An 18,450-nucleotide genomic window follows, 5' to 3' on the forward strand; every position below is an offset into this window, starting at 1 on the left:
AACCGAACTGATACCGGATTGCTATTGCTCGAGCAGCGCCGCTGGCGATAGCGAGTGTGCGGGTGCCGCGAGTCGCTCGGGTCGCTCGCCCTCGTCGGTGACGACCAGCACGTCAGCGATCCGAAGGCGGCTCGTCTCGTCGACGCGGGCAGCCACATCGAGTCGGACGACGGCCCCGGGTTCGATCTCGTCGCTGCCGTCACTCGGCCCTTCGCAGGGCTCGAGGCCGATGCCGGAGACAGTGGCCTCGATCTCGTCGCTATCGTCGAAGCCGAACGAGCGAACTTCTGCCTCGAGATCGGCCGCGACGGTCCGCACGGACGCCGAGCCGGTCGTCAGCAGCGACCGCGCGGAGCGAAACGACTGGGTGACGGCGACGTGGACGCGCCGTTCCCGGCCGCCGTCGCTGTCGACGACGAGCGTCCGGACGAGTCCCCCGTAGTAGCCGGTCGGCCCGCGGGGTGTGGCCGCGAGTACGACCGGCTTGTCGGGCCGGAGCGCCGCGTCGTCGGTGTCTGGAGATGAGGCAGTATCCGGATTAACAGCGGTGTTGCCGGCCGGAAACGCACCCGCACCGACGATCGCCTCGTCGATGGCGATTCGCAGGCGAGCGGGCGTCAACGGGACGGTGTCACCGTTCCCATCCGCGACCGCGAGCCGACCGTCAACGATCGCCGCGTCGGCCAGGACCGACGCGGCCCGTCGAATCCCGACGCTCGCCGCGCGTTGTGCGGCTGCGATTCGGTCGCGCTCGCCGGCGGTCTTCGTCGCTCGTGCCCGCGCGATGGCGTCCGTCGAGGCCAACTCGAAGCCCGCGTTCTCGAGGTAGAGCGCCGCATCGTGTGGAACGTGCGGCGGGGTCAGGATCGTCCCCTCGCAACCGCGATCTGTAAGCGTCGCCGCGAGGTCGGCAGCAGGATGGCCGTCGCAGACGTCAGCCGAGCGGGCGAGCCACTCGTCGGCAGTGCTGTCGTACGCAACGGCAGTACGCCCGTCTGGAAGTGACTCGCAGCTGTAACGGATCGCCGGATCGCGTTCCAAACCGGCGTGGACGAACGCGGTCGCGTCTCGCTTCTCGAGTGTCGCAGCCAGCACGCTGGCCGCATGGTCGTGCCGCTCACGGGCGAGCGCCGACGGAACGCTGGCCCGCTGGCCGTACTCGAGAGTGTGTTCGTCTGCGCCGGTCACGGCGCTTCGGCTTCGATCTCGTCGGCGTCTGCGTCGTCGACTGGCTGCTGGGCCTCCTCGACGAGTTCCTCGAGGGTGAGCTCCGTCAATTCGTTTTTCAGCAGGACGTCGACCGGCAGCGTGGGAGCGCCATCGACTAAGTTCTCGAGGAGGACGAGCCGCTCGCGGGCGCGAGACATGCCGACGTAGAAGACGCGCCGTTCGTTGTCCGTCAAGACGGGCACTGGCGAGGTCGTCTTGGTGAACTCCTCGCAGTGGGGGACGTCAGTCGGATCGTCGACGGTGGCGACCATCTGCTCAACGACTTTTTCGGTGAGGTCGGTGCCGACGAAGACGTGGTCGGCCTCACGACCCTTCGCGGAGTGGATCGTCCCAAGGCGGACGCGGTCGGTGTCCATCCCCTGGTACTCGCCGATCGCGAAGTAGGCTCGAACGCTCTTTTTCTGGAAGTTCGTCACTTTTCGGAGCATATCCGAGGCAGAGGCAGGGCCGGGCATGAACGGCACGTGGTCGCTGATGACCTCGGCCGGGATCATGAGCTCCGCGAGATCGTCGATGCCAGCGTCTTCCTGGCGTTCGTCGATCTCGTCAAAGAGGTCGTCACGGTCGGTGGTGCCGAACGCCGAGTCCTGGAGCATATCGGCGAGTCTGCGGGCCTGCAGGCCGGTGACGTCCTCGCCAGCGTCGATCGCTTCGACCGCGCGGACGTACTGCGTGAGTCGGTCGGTCCACATCCGCTGGTCGGTCAGCGAGGTAAAGGGCACGCCTTCGGTGATGAACTCATCGATGAACTGGAACATCTGGTAGCGAGCCCGGAACAACACCATGATGGTGCCGTCGCCCTCGACGAGCGTACGCCGCACCATCCGGACCACGTCGAGCATCGACGCGTTCGTGCGTGCCTCGACGGCCCCGCCTTCCTTGCGGGGCTTGAGGTCTTTGTCCTGTCGCTGGTCGATATGGCGGATCTCCTTGTTGACCGCGTTGAGGACGTTCGATGGCAGCCGATAGGAGTTCGGGAGAATGATGTCGTCGTCAACCTCCTCCTCGAGCAAGAGCGCGGGATCGGCCCCTTGCCAGGAGTAGACGACCTGATCGTCGTCGCCGGCGATCAGCACTTGTTCCATGTGGGGTTTCCACTCCTCGTAGACGTCGTACTGCAGCGTCGTGATGTCCTGGAACTCGTCGATCACGAGGTAGTCGACGTTGGGCAGCAGCGAGCGCTGTTCGACGCGTTCGAGCATGTCAGCGAAGCCGATCTTGCCCTGCTCGCCCTTGTAGGAACGCCAGGCGCGGATCGCTTCGGGGACGTCGATCCGGTCGTCGTCGCTTGGCCAAGTCGGGGTGTATTTGTTCCCTTCCTGGGCGTTGGGATCGATCTCGGGTGGCAGTCGAACTTCCTCTTCGTCCCACTGGAACGGGACGTCGTACCAGTCAGAGACGTCGCGGCTGGTTCGCTGGAGCCACTGACTGGTCGCGATGACTTTGTTGCCGATCGTCGTCGACCGGGCGGTCCGGCGGCCAGCACCCGAGTACTCGTCTTCGTACTCGATGCCGTACTCGTCACAGAAGTCCTCTTTGTCGGATTCGCCGATGACGTCACTTCGAGAGAGATCAAGGAGCTCGTAGGCCTTCGCGTGCATCGTACAGACGTTGCCCTGCAGCGCACGCGGGCTCTCGCCGAGACGTTCGGCGAGTCGTTCTCGAACCTCTTGCGCTGCCGCTCGCGTGTACGAGACAACGAGAATGTCTCGAAAGGTGACGCCGTCCTGGTCGAGAATGTCCTCGACGTGGTCGAGAAGCGCTGTCGTCTTCCCGCTTCCCGGACCACCGAACAGGCGGGTAACCGTCGTGTCCGTCGTAGCCATTGTAGCTGTACAAGAGCGCGACACGCATAAGTGACGTGGGTTTTCGTCGACAGAAACGAGTGCTCACGGATCGCGTGCAGAGCGGGCCTCGCGGACGTCAGCACCGTCGCGGATTTTATCCTGACAGTCTGGACATACGCGTGGCTCGTCGACGCCGCGTGGGGTGAACACTCGTGCGTATCGTTTGGTAACGAACGCGCCACAGTTCTGGCATTCCGGCATAGTCAGTTCAGTTGACAGTAACGAACAGTGACCCATAATTATATTGTAGGTAACATGATAAACGACGGCGAGTGCGCTAGTTCCACTGAGTACAACGGCCGGGACGGATCACGACAGCAGCGTGTGCTGTGTGTCGTGTCCCGAGGAAAAAGACGTCTTACGACGCTGGTTCCCAGCCACAGACGGTACAGGCGCTGGCGGACGTATCGTGAAGACCGCCACACTCCGGACACTGCTTTTTGTTATAGTCGCGTTCCCACCCTACTCGTTCGACCGAGTGACCGCGATCGGCGAGGAATTGATCAATGACGTCGTCACCGGCATCATTGGGTGAGGTTGCCATAGGTGTGTGAACGTACACCACAGTAATAAATCGTTGGGTCGGTGAAGATACTGCCCCCTCCACAAGCCCATGCTGGCGAAGTGACAACAACCGAGCCACCATGTGCCGGGCAAGCCAAACGACCCGCGTTCTTTTCTCGCTCTCGTCCGAATACTACGGTATGAGCGACCTCCGCCTCGATACCACCCAACTCGATCGCTACTCGAGACACGTCATCATGGACGAAATCGGTCCTGAAGGTCAACAGCGGCTGCTCGAGGGATCGGTCCTGATCGTCGGCGCTGGCGGGCTCGGCGCGCCGGCGATTCAGTACCTCGCAGCGGCCGGCGTCGGCCGGCTGGGAATCGTCGACGACGACGACGTCGAACGCTCGAACTTGCAGCGCCAGATCGTCCACGGCGACGACGACATCGGCCGGCCGAAAGTCGCGAGCGCGGCCGACCACGTCGCAGCGCTAAACCCCGATATCGACGTCGAAACCCACCAAACCCGCGTCACCGCGTCGAACGTCGACGAACTGGTCGCCGACTACGACGTTGTCCTCGATGCCAGCGACAACTTCGCCACCCGATACCTCCTCAACGACCACTGTGTGCTCACCGAGACGCCATTGTTCCACGGCGCGATCTACCGGTTCGAGGGCCAGATCACGTCGTTTACTAACGATCGCAGCGGCGACGACGACCCGCCGTGCTATCGCTGTATCTTCCCCGAAGCCCCCGAGCCGGGCACCGTCCCCGACTGTGCGACCACGGGCGTCCTCGGCGTCCTTCCAGGCACCGTCGGCTGCATTCAGGCCACCGAAGTCGTCAAATACCTCATCGGGAAGGGCGACCTGCTCGAGGGCCGCCTGCTGATGTACGATGCGATGGATATGACCTTCGAGGAAGTGCCGGTACAGTCGAACCCGGCGTGTCCGGTCTGTGGAGACGACCCCGAGATCGAGTCCGTCGAGGACGTGGCCTACGAGGGAACCTGCGAGATTTCGGCGGATTGACTGGCGAGCCGTGTCTCGAGGAGACCACTATCGACCGAGCGGCGACTGACCGACGCGCGAGCGCACGAGGGTCGGTAGCTCCAGTCCGCCAGCGACGGCGAGACAGGAGACGAACGCGGTCGTCCCGAGTTTGCCGCCCGCACCGGCGAGGGCGGGCGCGACCACAACGTAGACGAGCCCACAGACGAGGCCGGCCCCCGCGACCTGGACGTGGGTCTCGAGCCGGTCGGCACTTGACATCCCGGCGAACGACCCGCAGTAGGCCACAGCAGCCAGCGTCGGCCCCACTGTCGGGAGGAAGACGGGAAACACGAGGCCAGCAGCCACCCCGACCGCTGCGGACGCGACGACCGCGCTCGCGCCGGCGTGCGTACGTAACACGACAGTTGCGACCGCTGCGACGACGGCGACTGCGACGATCGCAGGTACAACGTCCCAGACGAGTGTGCTGCCAGCGGCGTAATCGGCACCGAGCAGGGCACCGCTCGTGAGACAGCCAAAGAGTGCGAGCGTGCCGTATTTGCCACCGAAACCGCCGAAGACGTCCGCCGTCGCGACAAACGCGAGCCCGGCAACCGTCCCCGCGAGTACGACTCCCTCGAGCGACGGCAGGACGGCCGGAGAGACCATCCCGACGAACGACCCGCAGTAGGCCGCACCGTCGACTCGCGGGAGTCCGAGGCCGACGGCCAGTCCGACGAGTGCAGAGGCACGGACTGGCCCGAGGCCGGCGTGAACGCTCAGTCCGTACGTCAGGACTGCCGCCGTGGCAACCGCGAGCGCGTCGACAGTATCCGCTCGATCGAGACCGATCGCGTCGGCGCTCGAGAGGCGCTGGCGTTCCGTCTCGGCGACGACAGTGCCTGCGAGCGCGACCCCGAACGGAACGCTCAGGAGCCCGGTCGAGAGGTCGGGCGGCGCGCGAACGGCACCAAAGAGTAACGCGGCGGGCGTAACGAGCAACGCGACGTAACCGACGAATCGAACCGGACCGTACACACACCGATCTTCGCTCGAGGGGACGGGAGTGGGTTACGGTTCGACACGCGAGTCCTGACCGTCGGAGTGGCGAACGGACATCGGAGATCTAGCTTCGAAGCAGGCCGCCGTCGATCGGAAGTTCAGCTCCGGTGACGAAACTCGCGCGTGGACTCGAGAGGAAGGCGACCACGTCGCCAAGCTCGCGGGGCTCGCCGATGCGGTTCATCGGGATGTCGCCGGCCATCGCCGCCAGTCCTTCCTCGTAGTCGTCGTAGGTGCCCCGTTCGACTCTGGCATCGATGAGTTCCTCGATTCGGGACGTCTCAATCGTCCCCGGCAACACCGCGTTCGCGCGGATTTCGGGTGCGAACTCCCGGGAAACCGTCTTGACGAGGCCGATCACGCCGCGGCGAACCGAGTTCGACAGCAGCAGGCCGTCGACGACTTCCCGAACGGTTCTGGAGGTGATACAGGTGATCGTCCCGTACTCAGAGTCGAGCAGGTGCTCGTAGCTCTCCTCGATCGTCCAGACGACGCTCATCACCAGCAGGTCGTAGGCTCGGTACCAGTCCTGTTCGTCGGTCTCGAGAAAGGTCGTACTCGGCGGCCCGCCCGATGACGTGACGAGGTGGTCGAGGCCGCCGAAGGCGTCGACCGTCTCGCGGACGAGGTGGGAGACAGCATCCGGGTCAGTCAGGTCGGCCTGCACCGCGAGCACGTTACCCGTTCCCACCGCGTCCAGTTCTGCGCGGGCGTCCGCGAGTCGCTCCTCATTGCGGCCACAGATTGCGACATTCGCGCCGTCTTCGGCGAGTGCCTGTGCGCTCGCGAAACCGAGGCCGCTCGAGGACGCGGTCACCAACGCCGAATTGCCGTCGAGTTCGAGGTCCATGCCTGACTCGACGACAGGCGCGTACAAATCTCTCGGGGAGCCGGCAGGGGATCTCGCTGTGGCCGTCAGGTATCGCTGTACTATAGGTCGGCGAGAGCCGAGTGGTAGCACCGATGTCATGGCCGCTGCTGTTCGGTGCAGGACTGTTCGAAGTCGCATGGGCAATCGGGCTCCACTACTCCGATGGTTTCTCGAAACCGGTGCCGACGGTCGGAACAGCGATTGCACTCGTCCTGAGCATGGTGTTGCTCGCGAACGCGGTTCAAACGCTACCGATCGGTACCGCGTACGCAGTCTGGACGGGGATTGGCGCGGTCGGGACGGCAACGCTCGGCATCGTGTTGCTCGACGAGCCAGCAACGGTCGCCCGACTCGCCTTCATCTGCTGTATCGTCGTCGGGGTCGTCGGTCTCAACGTCGTCTCGAGCGGGCACTGACTGACAGGCGTCCGTCTCAGTCCTGGTGGCGGACCCGAACCATTCCCTCCGAGGTCACCCCAACGATCAGCGGCGTCGATATCTGTCGGCCCGTAACCGCGCTGCCGGCGGCGTCGCTGACGACCTTCATCAGGTCCGGCGCAGTGTAATCGACCTTGACGCCGGCCTCATCGCAGGCGTCGTAGACCAGTTCGGGCACGTCATAGAGGTCGGTTCCGGCGGGAACGCGAACCCGGACCGGCGCGCGAAGCGCCTCCGCAAACGCGACCGTCTCACGGGCTTTCGTGACGTTCTCGCGGGCGCTTGACTCGATCGATGAGACGTTCGCTCGAGAGGTCCCCAGCGCCTCGGCGATGTCGGCCTGCGAGACGTCGCGTTCGCGTAACGCGAGCACCTGTGCCTGCCGGTAGGTCAACACGCTGGTCTCAGGATCGAACCCGATCTCCTCGAGCAGGTCCGCAACCTCGTCGATCACGGCGACCCGCCCCCGCAGACGTTGCAGGCTCGCGTGGCCATAGTAGACTCTAGCTGTCGGCGGGATCAAAGCTTCCACGGTCCCGGCCATCGTCTCCACGCCGGTACACGGCGGTCGACGGTGACGCTGCTGGGTGCAGGGGATCAGTGAACAGTACGCGAGGAGCAGCGAGTGAGCCGGCCCGCAAGATGTGGCATTCCGAGCAGGCACGACGGACAGATACCTCGAGTTCCCGCCGACTCTCAGAACGCGAGTTCCCAGCGCTCTTCGTCGAGCTCGGCGAGCGTATCGGCGACGCCGTCAGCGAGGCGATACTCGGCTCCCTCTCTGACGACGGTCCCCTCGCGCGCTAAGTGCTCGAGGTGTGCGCCGGACTCACCGGGGCCATGGAGGATGTGAATGTCCTCGAGTTCCCCGAACAGGTCGGCACTGACGGTCCAGGCATCACAGGGGCCGCGTCGGTCCAGCGCGTCGAGAACCCGCCAGGAACGCTCCTCGTGGTGCTCGATGATGTACTGGGCACGACCAGCCGGGTCATCGATCGGCGTCCGATGCCCCGGCCACGCGCGGTCGTAGTCGGCGTCGACGATTCCCTGTAGCGCGCGGAGGTACTTCTCGAGCGGTCGGTCGACGCGGATGTCCGCACCGCCGACGTTGGGCGTATAGACTGGCAACAGTGCATCGCCGGAGAAGACCTGTCGCTCGCCGTCCATCTCCGTCTCGAACATACAGAGCCCAGCGGCGTGTCCGGAGGTGTGAACGACCTCGAGGTCGATGCCGGTGACTGAGAACGTCTCGCCGTCCTCGAACGTGGTGACCGTCGGCGTCTCGACGGTCGTCTCGCCGTCGGTCAACCGTTCACGAAGGGTTGTCTGTTTGTCTTCGGGCATTCCCCACTCCTCGAAGGACTGCTGGTAGCGGTCGTCCATCGCGTTCCAGGCCGCTTCGTCGCCCTCGACAAGCGCCGCGTCGTCGGTGTGGACGTACACGTCAGCGCCGCTTTCGGCCTGAATCTCGCCGGCCAGCCCACAGTGGTCGTGGTGCCAGTGAGTCAGAAGGATCCGGTCGATATCCGCCAGCCCGAGGCCGTGCTGAAAAAGTGCCGTCTCGAGTTGCTCGCGAGTCGTCGCCATCCAGTCACCGGTATCGATCAGCGTCACCGCCGAGCCATCCGCGAACAGATATGCGTTGTTATCACCTTCGAACGCGGCGTTCGACAGCGAAAGACGTTCCATGAACACGTATCACACGCTAGTTGAGAAAACGTTACCTGAAGCGGCACAGGAGAGCCGAGCCCATGTTTGCGACCAGTCGGATTCCCGCGCGCAAAGAATAGGTATTACGGCAACAAGCACGGTGGCCGAGACGAGAACGGCCGCCACCGTGCGGTCGGTAGGGTCAGCGATGACTACAATCGAGCCGTCGATGCCGTCTGCCGTATCAGCGGTTATCTCGTCCTGTCCGGACTCGCCACGGCCCGCGTCGACTGTCCACTCGAGACGCTAGGAGCCCCAGAAGTTCTCGCGGCTACCGAGTCGCTCACGGTCGGGCGAGCGACCGTCATCGGATTCGTCGTCGACATCGTCTGCCGTTGCAGGCTCGTCGTCTTCGTCGTCCTCGTCTTCGGCGGGTTCCATCGGCAGGAGCTCGAGTTCCTCTGCTCGGGCGTGATTGCTGTGGACCCGCGTAATTTCGACGCGAGCGCGCGCTTCCGGCAGGACGCCGTCGACCATCACGATAAATCCGTCCTCGGTTCGGCCGACGCCGGCACCGCTTTCGTGCATGTCGACGACGTCGATGACGACCTCCTCGCCTGCCTTGACCGGCTGGGTTTTGAGATCCTCGATCGGCTGGTTGTAGTGGTTACACCACTCCTTGCCACCCCGGTCGCCGTAGTGTTGGCATCCCATACCCGAGATCCGTTCGGAGAACTCCGGGCAGTCGTCGGCGAGTGGACAGTCTGCCATGCACAGTACTACTGGCGGCGGTGTTAAACCGTTTCCGTCTTCGAGACGGGGACGGAAGACGAACAAAACGCTGGTAGCAAACAATAGAGATAGTGAAAGCAGATCTAACTCAGATCGAATAATTATTAAAATATGGTAGCTGAACGGGGGGTGAATAGCTTCCGATTTCGAAAAGGTTTACGGGGTGGGCGTTGCACTATCCCATGATGAAAATTCTCGTTACGGTCAAAGAGGTGGCGACCGTCGAAGACGAGTTCGAAATCGAGGGAACCGAAATCGCGGACAAGTACCTCGGTGCCGACCTGAACGAGTGGGACGACTACGCGATCGAAGAGGCCGTCCAGCTCCAAGAAGACGGACTCGCCGATGAAGTCGTCGCGGTCACAATCGGGCCGGAAGACTGTGAACAGACCATTCGGCAGGCACTCGCGAAGGGTGCCGACCGTGCTGTCCGCGTCTGGGACGACGCCTTAGCGGACGTCGACCTGCTCGACGTCAACGCCAAGACCGAAATCCTCAGCGCCGTCATCGAGGCCGAAGAGCCTGACCTCGTGCTCTCGGGCGTTCAGGCTGGCGACGACAGCTTTGGCGCGACCGGCGTTTCGGTCGCCGAAGAAATCGGCTTCCAGTGGGGTGCCGTCGTCAATCACTTAGAACACGATCTCGAGGACGGCGTCGCGTCGGTTCGACGCGAACTCGAGGGCGGTGTCGAGGAGCTGACCGATATCGAACTGCCAGCGGTCCTGACGATCCAGACCGGGATCAACGAGCCCCGGTATGCGAGCCTGCGGGGCATTCGGCAGGCCCAACGCAAGGAACTCGACGTCCAGACGCTCGATGATATCGGCGTCGACGAGAGCGCGATCGAAACCGAACTCGAGCTGACGGACATGTACGAGCCAGAGAGCGAAAGCGACGCGACCGTCTGGGAGGGAAGCGCCGACGAGACGGCTGCAGAGCTCGGTGACCTGCTTCGCGACAAGGGGGTGGCACAATGAGCGACGTCCTCGCAGTCGCGGACCACCGACGCGGTGACCTCCGCGATGTCAGCTACGAGATCATCACCGCCGGCCGCGAACTCGCCGACGAAACCGGCGGCGACCTCCACCTTGCGGTCATCAGCGGCACCGTCGACGACTTCGCGGACAAACTCAACCGCGACGGCGTCGACGCGATCCACACCGTCGACCACGGCGAAGAATTCAACCACGACGTTTACGCACAAGCGGTCACGCAGCTCTACGACGAACTCGCCCCACAGTACGTCCTCACTCCCAACAGCGTCAACGGACTCGATTACGCGCCCGCCGTCGCGAACGATCTCGATCTGCCGGTCGTCACCGACACCGTCGAGCTCGAGGCCGACGGCGAGACGCTCGTCGCCACCCGCGAGATGTACGGCGGCAAAGTCGAGACGACCACCGAACTCGAGGGCGACGCCGTCGTCACGATCCGCGGTGCCGAATGGCCCGCCGCCGAGGGCACCGGCGACGCCGCGATCGAAGCCTTCGATGCCGACATCGACGAGGACACGGTCGGCTCGACCGTCACCGGCTTCGAGGAAGTCGGCGGCGGCGACGTCGACATCAGCGAAGCCGAGCTGCTGGTCTCGGTCGGCCGTGGGATCGAAGAAGAGGAGAACCTCGAGATGATCCGCGAACTGGCTGACGCACTCGATGCGACGTTGTCGTCCTCGCGCCCGATCGTCGACAACGGCTGGCTGCCCAAAAACCGGCAGGTCGGCCAGTCCGGGAAGGTCGTCACGCCCGACGTCTACATCGCGATCGGTATCTCGGGTGCCGTCCAGCACGTCGCTGGCATGAAAGGCTCCGATACGATCGTCGCGATCAACACCGACCCCAACGCGCCGATCATGGACATTGCCGACTACGCGATCGTCGACGACCTCTTCGATGTCGTCCCCGAACTCATCGACGAATTCCAGTAGCCAAACCGCGAACGAGCAGCGCGAGTGAGCAGTCGTCCTCGGAAACGGCGTGAACGAGGGCGCGACAGCGCTTCACTCTTCCAGTGTTTTTGTCCGGTATTTTTTGTATGGATCACTGATTGTGCAAAAGTTTCGTTTCGGATCCGTCAGCTACTTTTCTACCCACTCCTAAGCGCGGTTGATGGAACTGCTGGAGCGCCGACGGGCACTGATCGAAAAGCGCCTCGTCGAGGTGGTCGAAGGGGTCGAGCCCGAGACGCTCTCCAACGAAGTTCGCCACATCGCGCTTTCCGGGGGGAAGCGCGTCCGGCCAATGGTGACGCTGTTGGCCTGCGAAACGGTGGGTGGACGGGCAGAGGACGCCGTCGAGTTCGGCGTCGGCATCGAACTCGTCCATACGGCGTCGCTTGTCATCGACGACATCATCGATCGCTCCGAACTGCGACGCGGGACGACCAGTACCTGGGCTGAGTTCGGTCACGGCCCGGCGATTATCACCAGCGACGGCTTACTGGGCGAGGCGTTCGCGCTCTTTTCACCCGATCCGGACGCGACGCGCGTCGTCGCCGAGGCGATGGTCGAACTTGGCGTCGGCGAGGCGACCGAACTGGCAGCCCAGCCAGCCAACGAAGACGAGTATATGACGCTCGCACGCCGAAAGACCGGCGCGCTGTTCCGGGCTGCCGCCGAACTGGGCGCGATCGCTGCCGACTCCGACCCCGTCACCGTCGATGCGCTAGGCGAATACGCAGAACGGGTCGGCGTTGCCTTCCAGATCAGAGACGACGTGTTAGACGCCGTCGCCGATCCCGAAGCGCTCGGCAAACCGACCGGCCACGACGCTGCCCTCGAGCGGCCGTCGGTCGTTCAGGTGACTGATCTCACGCCGGACGAGGCCAACGCCGCCGCCCGGCGGGAAGCCGACCGCGCGATCGACGCCTTGGATCGTGTCGAGGTCGCTGATTCCGACGCCCGACAGTATCTCCTCGAGCTCGCGGAATTCGTCGTTCAGCGTGAACGGTAACACAACTCGTTAGATCCGCTCAGCCTGTTGCGTTCCCTCCTCGCGCTCCGTGTCGGATAGTCGTGATTCCGCGACAGCAAACGTAAGTGTGCTTATAATTCCTAGTACCGTCCCTGCAGTCAGCGCCACCGCGAGATACGTCATCTCGACAGTGCCGAGGAAGAACGCGCTCACCGCATGAAGGACGACCGCGATCGAGAGCACGTAGAAAGGCGCGTTGAGATAACGCCACTCGAGCGAGCCAGCGATGTACTCGTCGGTGATCTGACCGAGACTGGTCGTCAGTCCCGCCGCGGCAAACCAGTGGATCGAGCCATAGACGAGTGCGGCGAGTATGACGGGAGCCTCGAGGTCGCCACCGGACGACGCCCGGATGGCCGCGAGACTGTCGCGTCCGCTGACGCCACCGAGGACGAACAGAGCGGCGGCGACGACGTACGCAAACAGGGTCGTCCGGCCGGCGTATAGCGATCGGCGAGCGCGTTCGACAGCCGTATCGAGCCGGTCACCGAGGCCAAGTCCACGCGAGATGAGATAGAGTCCAAGCAGTGTCGACGTCGTTCCCAACACCATTCCTGGGAGGTTCAGGACGGCTCCGACCAGCGCAAGCGGGTAGATCAACAGGAGAATGCCAAGCGGGATCAGGACCGTTCCGCGCGTCTCGGGGTCGTCGAGCACTTGCTTGATCGTGTAGTACATCGACTCTAAGTTCTGGGCCTGCCGGACGACGACCCGCCGGACGCCGTCGATGGGGACTCGCGAACGGATGATCGGAATGACGGATTCATCTTGTGCACCGTCGGTGATCACGAGCGCAGTGACGTCCTCGCCGGTCGAGAGACTCGCGAGGACGGTATCGACTTCGTTACCGACCTCGCGGTTGGCGCTAACATCGCCCTGATCGTTGCCGGTGACGACGGCGACCTCGACGCTCTCGTCGCGCTCGGCAAGGTCGTCGTAGATATGCAATCCCTGGAAGATGACGTTGACGTCCGAGTCCTCCGGATCCGCGGTCGCGAGGGCGACGGCCGCCTCCTCGACTGGGTCGCGACCGATGACCGGCGTCGAAAAGCCGGTCTTGCGGCCGAGATCGTCGTCGAGGTCGACACAGAGGACCAGCAGCATCGGCTCATAGTTGCACACCGCGCTATTTCCGTCTTCTGGGACGGACCATCCCAGTCCGTGTCCGATGGGCGTCGGATCGCATCGAGACACACCAACGGGTCGACCCACGACACGGATCAACGGGGCACAGCGACGACGTGGATTCGTACCCCTTTTGAGGCTCGGACGGGTACGTTTGTCCGAATGATCTCGAAGGGCTGTGAGCAGTGCGCGAAAGGGGGGAAGATGGTGCTGTTCGTCTACGGCTACTGCGACCAGCGCGACTGCTTTTACTGCCCGCTTGGCGAGAATCGCAAAAACGTCACCGACGTCTACGCCAACGAACGACGTGTCGAAAGCGACGAAGACGTCCTCACCGAAGCCCACCGAATGGACGCACTCGGCACATCGATCACTGGCGGCGAGCCCCAGGAGGCGCTGGGGCGGACCTGTCACTACCTCGAGCTCCTGAAAGACGAGTTCGGCGAGGACCACCACACCCACCTCTACACCGGGATCACCGGGGGTCGCGAGAACATGCGTCGCCTTTCCGAAGCGGGCTTAGACGAGATTCGCTTCCATCCGCCCTACGAACAGTGGGGTGAGCTCCACGGCACCGAATGGGAGGAGATCCTCTATATCGCTCGCGAAGAAGGGCTCACGCCCGCCTTCGAGATTCCCGGCATCCGCGCCGAAGCGGAGTTCCTCGAGTTCCTCGATGAGGGCGCAGCCGAGTTCTGTAACATCAACGAGTTCGAGATGAGCGACGGGAACTACCGTCGGATGCAGGAACAAGGATACGAGCTCAAAGAGGACCACATGAGCGCTGTCGACGGCGACCGCGAGGACATTCTCGAGGTCATGGGCGATCACGAGCGAGTCTACTTCTGTACCTCCGTGTTCAAGGACGCAGCCCAGCACCGCCGCCGCCTGAAACGCATCGCCCGCAACGTCCGCCGCGAGTTCGACGACATCACCGACGACGGCACGCTCGTCTACGGGAAAACGTATGCCGATCCTGAACGCTTCGAGGCGCTTGGCGTCCCCGAAGAGTTCTACACAGTCAAGACGAACCACGTCGAGGTCGCCTGGTGGCTCTTAGAGGAGATGATCGAAGAAGGCGATCTCGAGGACGGTGAGATCGTCGAGCAGTATCCGACCTACGACGGACAAGTCGTTGAGCGGACGCCGTTAGCCTAGGGGCCGCAAGCGGTTTTTGGGAAGGCAGCGCAGTCAAAGCGACTTTTTGCACAGTATAATGTTCGTCCCGCAACGTACAACGTCCCGAAAATAGCCGTTTCAGCCCGTTTCTGGTCTATTCGCAGTCGATCGAGTGGCGACCACTTATCGAGGGTGTAGTAATGGCGCTGTCCCGGAAGACGTGACTACGATGCAATTCCGAAACGCCGCAGTTGTCGCCGTTGCACTGCTTGTGGCCCTCTCCGGGTGTAGTGCCCTCGGAGGTACCCCAGCCGGTGAACCGGCAAACGAGACCGACACGAAGTCAGTGACCGACCCAGTCACAAACGGAACCGCCGATGCGAACACCACTTCGACTGTCGAACCGAACGGAACCGAGGACGATACGAGCACGGATCGTAGCGATGACACCGCCGATGCAGCATGGTATCCGCCCGAAGAGCCGAATCGGCCGCTGGAAGACAAACGCGAGGACCGAATCGAGTCCGTCACGTTCGTCGACAAAGTGCCCGCCGAAAGCGGTGACGGATACTCGAACTTCAACCTCGAGGTCGTCGCCAACACCAGCATGGAAGACGTTGATCCGGCTGAACACGGCGACCTAGAGGGCGAGCCGTACTTCTTCGTCAAGATCAACGAAGGCGAGGACAACCGGAAGATTATCGAACGAACGGACGAGGTCAGGATGGACGAAAACGGGACGTTCCACATCGACGTTCGACCGGCAGGGATCGAAGAATTCGGCGCTGGCTCGCTGACCGTCGAGGTCTTCCTGATGGACGAAGACAAAGATTGGGATGATATCTACGACGCGGTCGGTACCGAGATTCAATACACCCCGGACACGGACGCTAACGGCTCGAGTTCGACCGCCTCCGACTCGGAATCGGCCGAGAACTAAGCACTGGCCCACCTCATCACGGTCGTACCGAGCCGATCAGTCGAAATTAGTCAGATCGACGCCCGGCAACGTGATGAGGTTCTCCCGCCCGATGCGGAGTTTCTCGATCTCGTCGTCGTCGTCCATCTTCGATAGCAACTGCGAGACCTTGGCGTTCGACCAGCCGGTCTCCGAGACGATCGACGCCTGTTTCATTCGGCCGCCGTTTTGTTGGAGGAGACGGAGGACACGCTCCTCGTCGCTTAACAGCTCGGGGTCGACATCCTGATGGGTGGATTCCTCGAACTCGAGACTGGTTCCGCGACCACGGTCAGCATCGTTCTCTCCTGTGACGGCCCCGTCAGCTGGCTCTGAGCCGGCTAAGGAGTCCCCAGATTCGGATCCGGACTCGGACCTGCTGGCGGTCTCCGCCGCTCGAGCAGCGTGCTCGTCGGTATCGCGGTCGCCGAATCCGAGCCGTTCGTGCAACGGCAGTCGATCGATCGGGATCGGAAGCTCGGTCCTGCCGTCACGTTTCGCCAACAGGTAGCCACCGGTTCCGATGGTAGCGATAAGCACGAGGACACCCCCGATCAGCCAGCCAGACATCGACGACGGAAGGGTTCCGGTCCGAACGAACACGATCTCGAGTTCGTCGGCGGTAAACTCGTAGGGACCATCCCAGGTGAGCGATGTCGGCGTCTCGAGGGCGTATTGAGGTGGTGTTTCAATGACGAGACGCTGTCCTTCGGTCAGTCCCATCCACGTTCCATCATCCGTCTGAAACGCATCACCGAAGTGGATTCGATCACCGTCGACGGTCGCAAAGTTAGTCCAGGTAAACGAATATGAGATGACTCCGAGCCGAGCGTTCTCGGTGGTGGGATTCGATTCGTCGCTGCCGTCACCGTCGGCCGATGGCTCGGTGATTCGCGGTTCGTCCCACTGGGCGTCTTTGATCGACATCTCGCGACCGGTTTCCTGTTGAGCGATCTGACGGAAACGTTCGAACTGCTCGGGTGTGAGACCAACAATTCGCTCGCCGGCCGTGACCTGGTCGGCGTACGCTCGAAACGACTCAACGTCGCTCTCGTTCGTCAGGAGAAACCGACTTTCGATTGTCCATCGAACGTCCCCATTATCGCGAACGGTGAGCCGAATGACCTGCTTTGGCGTCGCTTCCGGAGTCGAACTAGTCGACTGCACTGCAGTGGGAACCGATACTGACTGTTCGACTGACCACGCGTGAGAATCACTCGAAAGCGGGGACGTGACATGATCCAGTGATACACGGGGCCGATCGGGATCTGCAGCCGTCTGTTCGGGCGCGGGGGAAGCGGCTGCACCCGGTATAGCGACCACCGTCCCAAGGAAAGACGCCACCAGGAGGGCTGAGAGGGCAACTGTGATGGCGGTGGATACCCGCATGCGTATCAACGGGTGGTTTCCCGGGGGAAAAAACACTTTCCATCGAAAAATAAAGCGTTACCAGCGGAAGCGAAGCGGCTCGAGGGCGGAGAGCGCTTCTAATTCAGTGTCAATACATGATTAGGGCACGGTCATTTCTCATCCTCGTGGGTCAATAGCAGTGCGACCAGTTTTTGTATCAGGAGAGGTTACGATTCGACGATGAACCGCTCGATTCCGCCCCTCCTCGCATTACTTCTCGTCTCATCCCTGACTGTCGTCCCAGGGATGGCGACATCCGGATCTTCAGCAGGCGCACCCGCAACGATGTCGGTTCAGCATGAGGTAGCGGCTATCGACCCGGCTGACTCCGGGCTCCAGCCAGTGTCGAATACGACGAACCGGCTCTCGCTCGGGGGTGCAGCCAGAAGCGAGTACGCCGAGTACGGCCCTGACCTTGGTGTCGCGCTCGCGAGCACGGACGACGAGCTTCGGATCGATCATACCCAGTACGTCACGCTCGATCGACAGTTCACCGATGCAACCACTGCAGAACGGCGTGCCTTACTCCAAACCACATACGACCGGCTGAAAGACCGCTCGAATACCCTCAGGGAACGCGAAAAGCAGGCGGTGAGAGCACACGCTGCTGGGGACCTCTCGAGTAGACAATTGCTGAAAACGTTGCTCCGAAATTATCAGGAGGCAGCAGCCCTCTCCGAAGCGTTCGATACACTCGAAGAGCGGTCGGATCGTGTTTCTGGGAGTTCACTATCGGTCGCAGACCAGCAAGACAAACTCAAGATGCATCGCACCCAAATCCGCGACCAGCTTTGGTCGAGCGCGTATGGAAACGGCGCAATCGCGTATATCTCCGTCGAGACATCCGAGAGTGGATACGTTCTCGAGACGCTCGACGAGGACTACCTCCGCGAAGCGACCCGATTCGACAACCGGGATACATCGACGTCGACCCAGTTCGCCAATCTCCCGGAGGCATACGGGCACAGCGATGACCTCTATCCCTGGGCGTACGACACGGGGCAGTCACCGTCGGTGAGCGAATACACGACGGCACAGCTGTACCAGATCGACATCTCCCACGAGCAAGGTGAGCTCAAAGCGTACCTTGATGGCGGCACAGGGGATATTCATCGTGAGCTACAGACACTGGTCCCAGAGATATTGCCAACGGTTCGTCAGCAAGAGTGGCAGAAAGACGGGCTCAAGGTCGTCGTCGACAAGACGGCCGCAAACGGCCCACAGAAAGTGACTGTCACCAACCGAGAGAGCGGCGAGCCAGTTACAGCAACGATCACGATCAGCGGCTTCAACGTCGGCGAGACGAACGCGGATGGCAGCCTCTGGTATGTCCCACCCAGTGGCGGATACGAACTCACGATAGAGCGGCCGACGGGATCCAACGTCACCGTCCCAGTTTCGAATAGCTAGTGGTGCCGGCCAGCGCCCGGTCGACGGGCAAGCTGACCTTTATACGGTAATACGCGGCCAGACGG

19 protein-coding genes are annotated in these 18,450 nt (G+C 62.6%); 8 read left to right on the top strand and 11 right to left on the bottom strand.

Going from position 1 to position 18,450, the window contains the following annotated elements; translation table 11 throughout:
- Positions 1-21: 21 nt before the first annotated feature.
- The 4 genes from BSG09_RS04170 to BSG09_RS04180 form a co-directional block, all read right to left on the bottom strand.
- Positions 22-1,188: a M24 family metallopeptidase gene (locus tag BSG09_RS04170; RefSeq protein WP_092930482.1), complete on the bottom strand. Its 1,167-nt coding sequence runs from the start codon at positions 1,186-1,188 to the stop codon at positions 22-24.
- Positions 1,185-3,056, bottom strand: coding sequence for a UvrD-helicase domain-containing protein (locus BSG09_RS04175; RefSeq protein WP_092930484.1), 1,872 nt, complete (start codon positions 3,054-3,056; stop codon positions 1,185-1,187). The genes BSG09_RS04170 and BSG09_RS04175 overlap by 4 nt, the downstream gene beginning before the upstream one ends.
- A 63-nt stretch (positions 3,057-3,119) precedes the next feature.
- Positions 3,120-3,278, bottom strand: coding sequence for a DUF7563 family protein (locus BSG09_RS21820; RefSeq protein ID WP_449289258.1), 159 nt, complete (start codon positions 3,276-3,278; stop codon positions 3,120-3,122).
- A gap of 157 nt (positions 3,279-3,435) precedes the next feature.
- Positions 3,436-3,621, bottom strand: coding sequence for an HVO_0416 family zinc finger protein (locus tag BSG09_RS04180; protein WP_092930487.1), 186 nt, complete (start codon positions 3,619-3,621; stop codon positions 3,436-3,438).
- Positions 3,622-3,781: 160 nt separating this feature from the next.
- Between BSG09_RS04180 and ubaA the strand changes: the two genes are divergently transcribed.
- A complete protein-coding gene (gene ubaA / locus BSG09_RS04185; protein ID WP_092930750.1) occupies positions 3,782-4,618 on the top strand; it encodes an SAMP-activating enzyme E1 in 837 nt (278 codons plus the stop codon).
- A 27-nt stretch (positions 4,619-4,645) separates the two neighbouring features.
- On the opposite strand, the gene BSG09_RS04190 is transcribed toward ubaA, so the two are convergent.
- Together BSG09_RS04190 and BSG09_RS04195 are read right to left on the bottom strand one after the other, a co-directional pair.
- Complete coding sequence (locus tag BSG09_RS04190; RefSeq protein ID WP_092930489.1) at positions 4,646-5,617, bottom strand: hypothetical protein; 972 nt, start codon at positions 5,615-5,617, stop codon at positions 4,646-4,648.
- 88 nt (positions 5,618-5,705) lie between these two features.
- Positions 5,706-6,491, bottom strand: coding sequence for an SDR family oxidoreductase (locus BSG09_RS04195; RefSeq protein WP_092930491.1), 786 nt, complete (start codon positions 6,489-6,491; stop codon positions 5,706-5,708).
- A 113-nt stretch (positions 6,492-6,604) separates the two neighbouring features.
- Between BSG09_RS04195 and BSG09_RS04200 the strand changes: the two genes are divergently transcribed.
- Positions 6,605-6,928, top strand: a complete 324-nt coding sequence (locus BSG09_RS04200) for a DMT family transporter (protein ID WP_092930493.1) — start codon at positions 6,605-6,607, stop codon at positions 6,926-6,928.
- Between the two features lie 16 nt (positions 6,929-6,944).
- Here the strand turns inward: BSG09_RS04200 and BSG09_RS04205 are convergent, their stop codons facing one another.
- The 3 genes from BSG09_RS04205 to BSG09_RS04215 all read right to left on the bottom strand — a co-directional run bounded on the left by BSG09_RS04205 (position 6,945) and on the right by BSG09_RS04215 (position 9,370).
- Entirely contained in the window at positions 6,945-7,403 is a 459-nt protein-coding gene (locus BSG09_RS04205) for a Tfx family DNA-binding protein (RefSeq protein ID WP_092930495.1), read from the bottom strand.
- 242 nt (positions 7,404-7,645) lie between these two features.
- On the bottom strand, positions 7,646-8,638 hold the full coding sequence (locus tag BSG09_RS04210) for an MBL fold metallo-hydrolase (protein WP_092930497.1): 993 nt from the start codon (positions 8,636-8,638) through the stop codon (positions 7,646-7,648).
- Positions 8,639-8,905: 267 nt separating this feature from the next.
- The gene (locus BSG09_RS04215) at positions 8,906-9,370 is read right to left on the bottom strand and encodes a TRAM domain-containing protein (RefSeq protein ID WP_092930499.1); all 465 of its coding nucleotides are present in this window, start codon (positions 9,368-9,370) and stop codon (positions 8,906-8,908) included.
- A 206-nt stretch (positions 9,371-9,576) separates the two neighbouring features.
- Here BSG09_RS04215 and BSG09_RS04220 point away from each other — a divergent pair, with 206 nt between their 5' ends.
- From BSG09_RS04220 to BSG09_RS04230, 3 genes are all read left to right on the top strand, one after another.
- Entirely contained in the window at positions 9,577-10,368 is a 792-nt protein-coding gene (locus BSG09_RS04220; RefSeq protein ID WP_092930752.1) for an electron transfer flavoprotein subunit beta/FixA family protein, read from the top strand.
- Entirely contained in the window at positions 10,365-11,318 is a 954-nt protein-coding gene (locus tag BSG09_RS04225) for an electron transfer flavoprotein subunit alpha/FixB family protein (RefSeq protein WP_092930501.1), read from the top strand. The genes BSG09_RS04220 and BSG09_RS04225 overlap by 4 nt, the downstream gene beginning before the upstream one ends.
- A 181-nt stretch (positions 11,319-11,499) precedes the next feature.
- A complete protein-coding gene (locus tag BSG09_RS04230) occupies positions 11,500-12,342 on the top strand; it encodes a polyprenyl synthetase family protein (protein WP_092930503.1) in 843 nt (280 codons plus the stop codon).
- 9 nt (positions 12,343-12,351) lie between these two features.
- Here the strand turns inward: BSG09_RS04230 and BSG09_RS04235 are convergent, their stop codons facing one another.
- Positions 12,352-13,467: a DUF373 family protein gene (locus tag BSG09_RS04235; RefSeq protein ID WP_092930505.1), complete on the bottom strand. Its 1,116-nt coding sequence runs from the start codon at positions 13,465-13,467 to the stop codon at positions 12,352-12,354.
- 183 nt (positions 13,468-13,650) lie between these two features.
- Between BSG09_RS04235 and BSG09_RS04240 the strand changes: the two genes are divergently transcribed.
- Positions 13,651-14,646, top strand: a complete 996-nt coding sequence (locus tag BSG09_RS04240) for a radical SAM protein (RefSeq protein ID WP_092930507.1) — start codon at positions 13,651-13,653, stop codon at positions 14,644-14,646.
- Positions 14,647-14,836: 190 nt separating this feature from the next.
- Positions 14,837-15,547, top strand: a complete 711-nt coding sequence (locus tag BSG09_RS04245; RefSeq protein ID WP_092930509.1) for a hypothetical protein — start codon at positions 14,837-14,839, stop codon at positions 15,545-15,547.
- A 36-nt stretch (positions 15,548-15,583) separates the two neighbouring features.
- Here BSG09_RS04245 and BSG09_RS04250 read toward each other — a convergent pair whose 3' ends face one another.
- Positions 15,584-16,732 (bottom strand): helix-turn-helix transcriptional regulator, encoded by a 1,149-nt coding sequence (locus BSG09_RS04250; RefSeq protein WP_092930511.1) that lies wholly within the window; start codon positions 16,730-16,732, stop codon positions 15,584-15,586.
- A gap of 423 nt (positions 16,733-17,155) precedes the next feature.
- Between BSG09_RS04250 and BSG09_RS04255 the strand changes: the two genes are divergently transcribed.
- Positions 17,156-18,385 (top strand): DUF7096 domain-containing protein, encoded by a 1,230-nt coding sequence (locus tag BSG09_RS04255; RefSeq protein WP_463508176.1) that lies wholly within the window; start codon positions 17,156-17,158, stop codon positions 18,383-18,385.
- Positions 18,386-18,450 lie beyond the last annotated feature (65 nt).

It is taken from the genome of Natrinema hispanicum (assembly GCF_900111485.1).
In the GTDB taxonomy this organism is placed as follows: Archaea; Halobacteriota; Halobacteria; order Halobacteriales; family Natrialbaceae; genus Natrinema; species Natrinema hispanicum_A.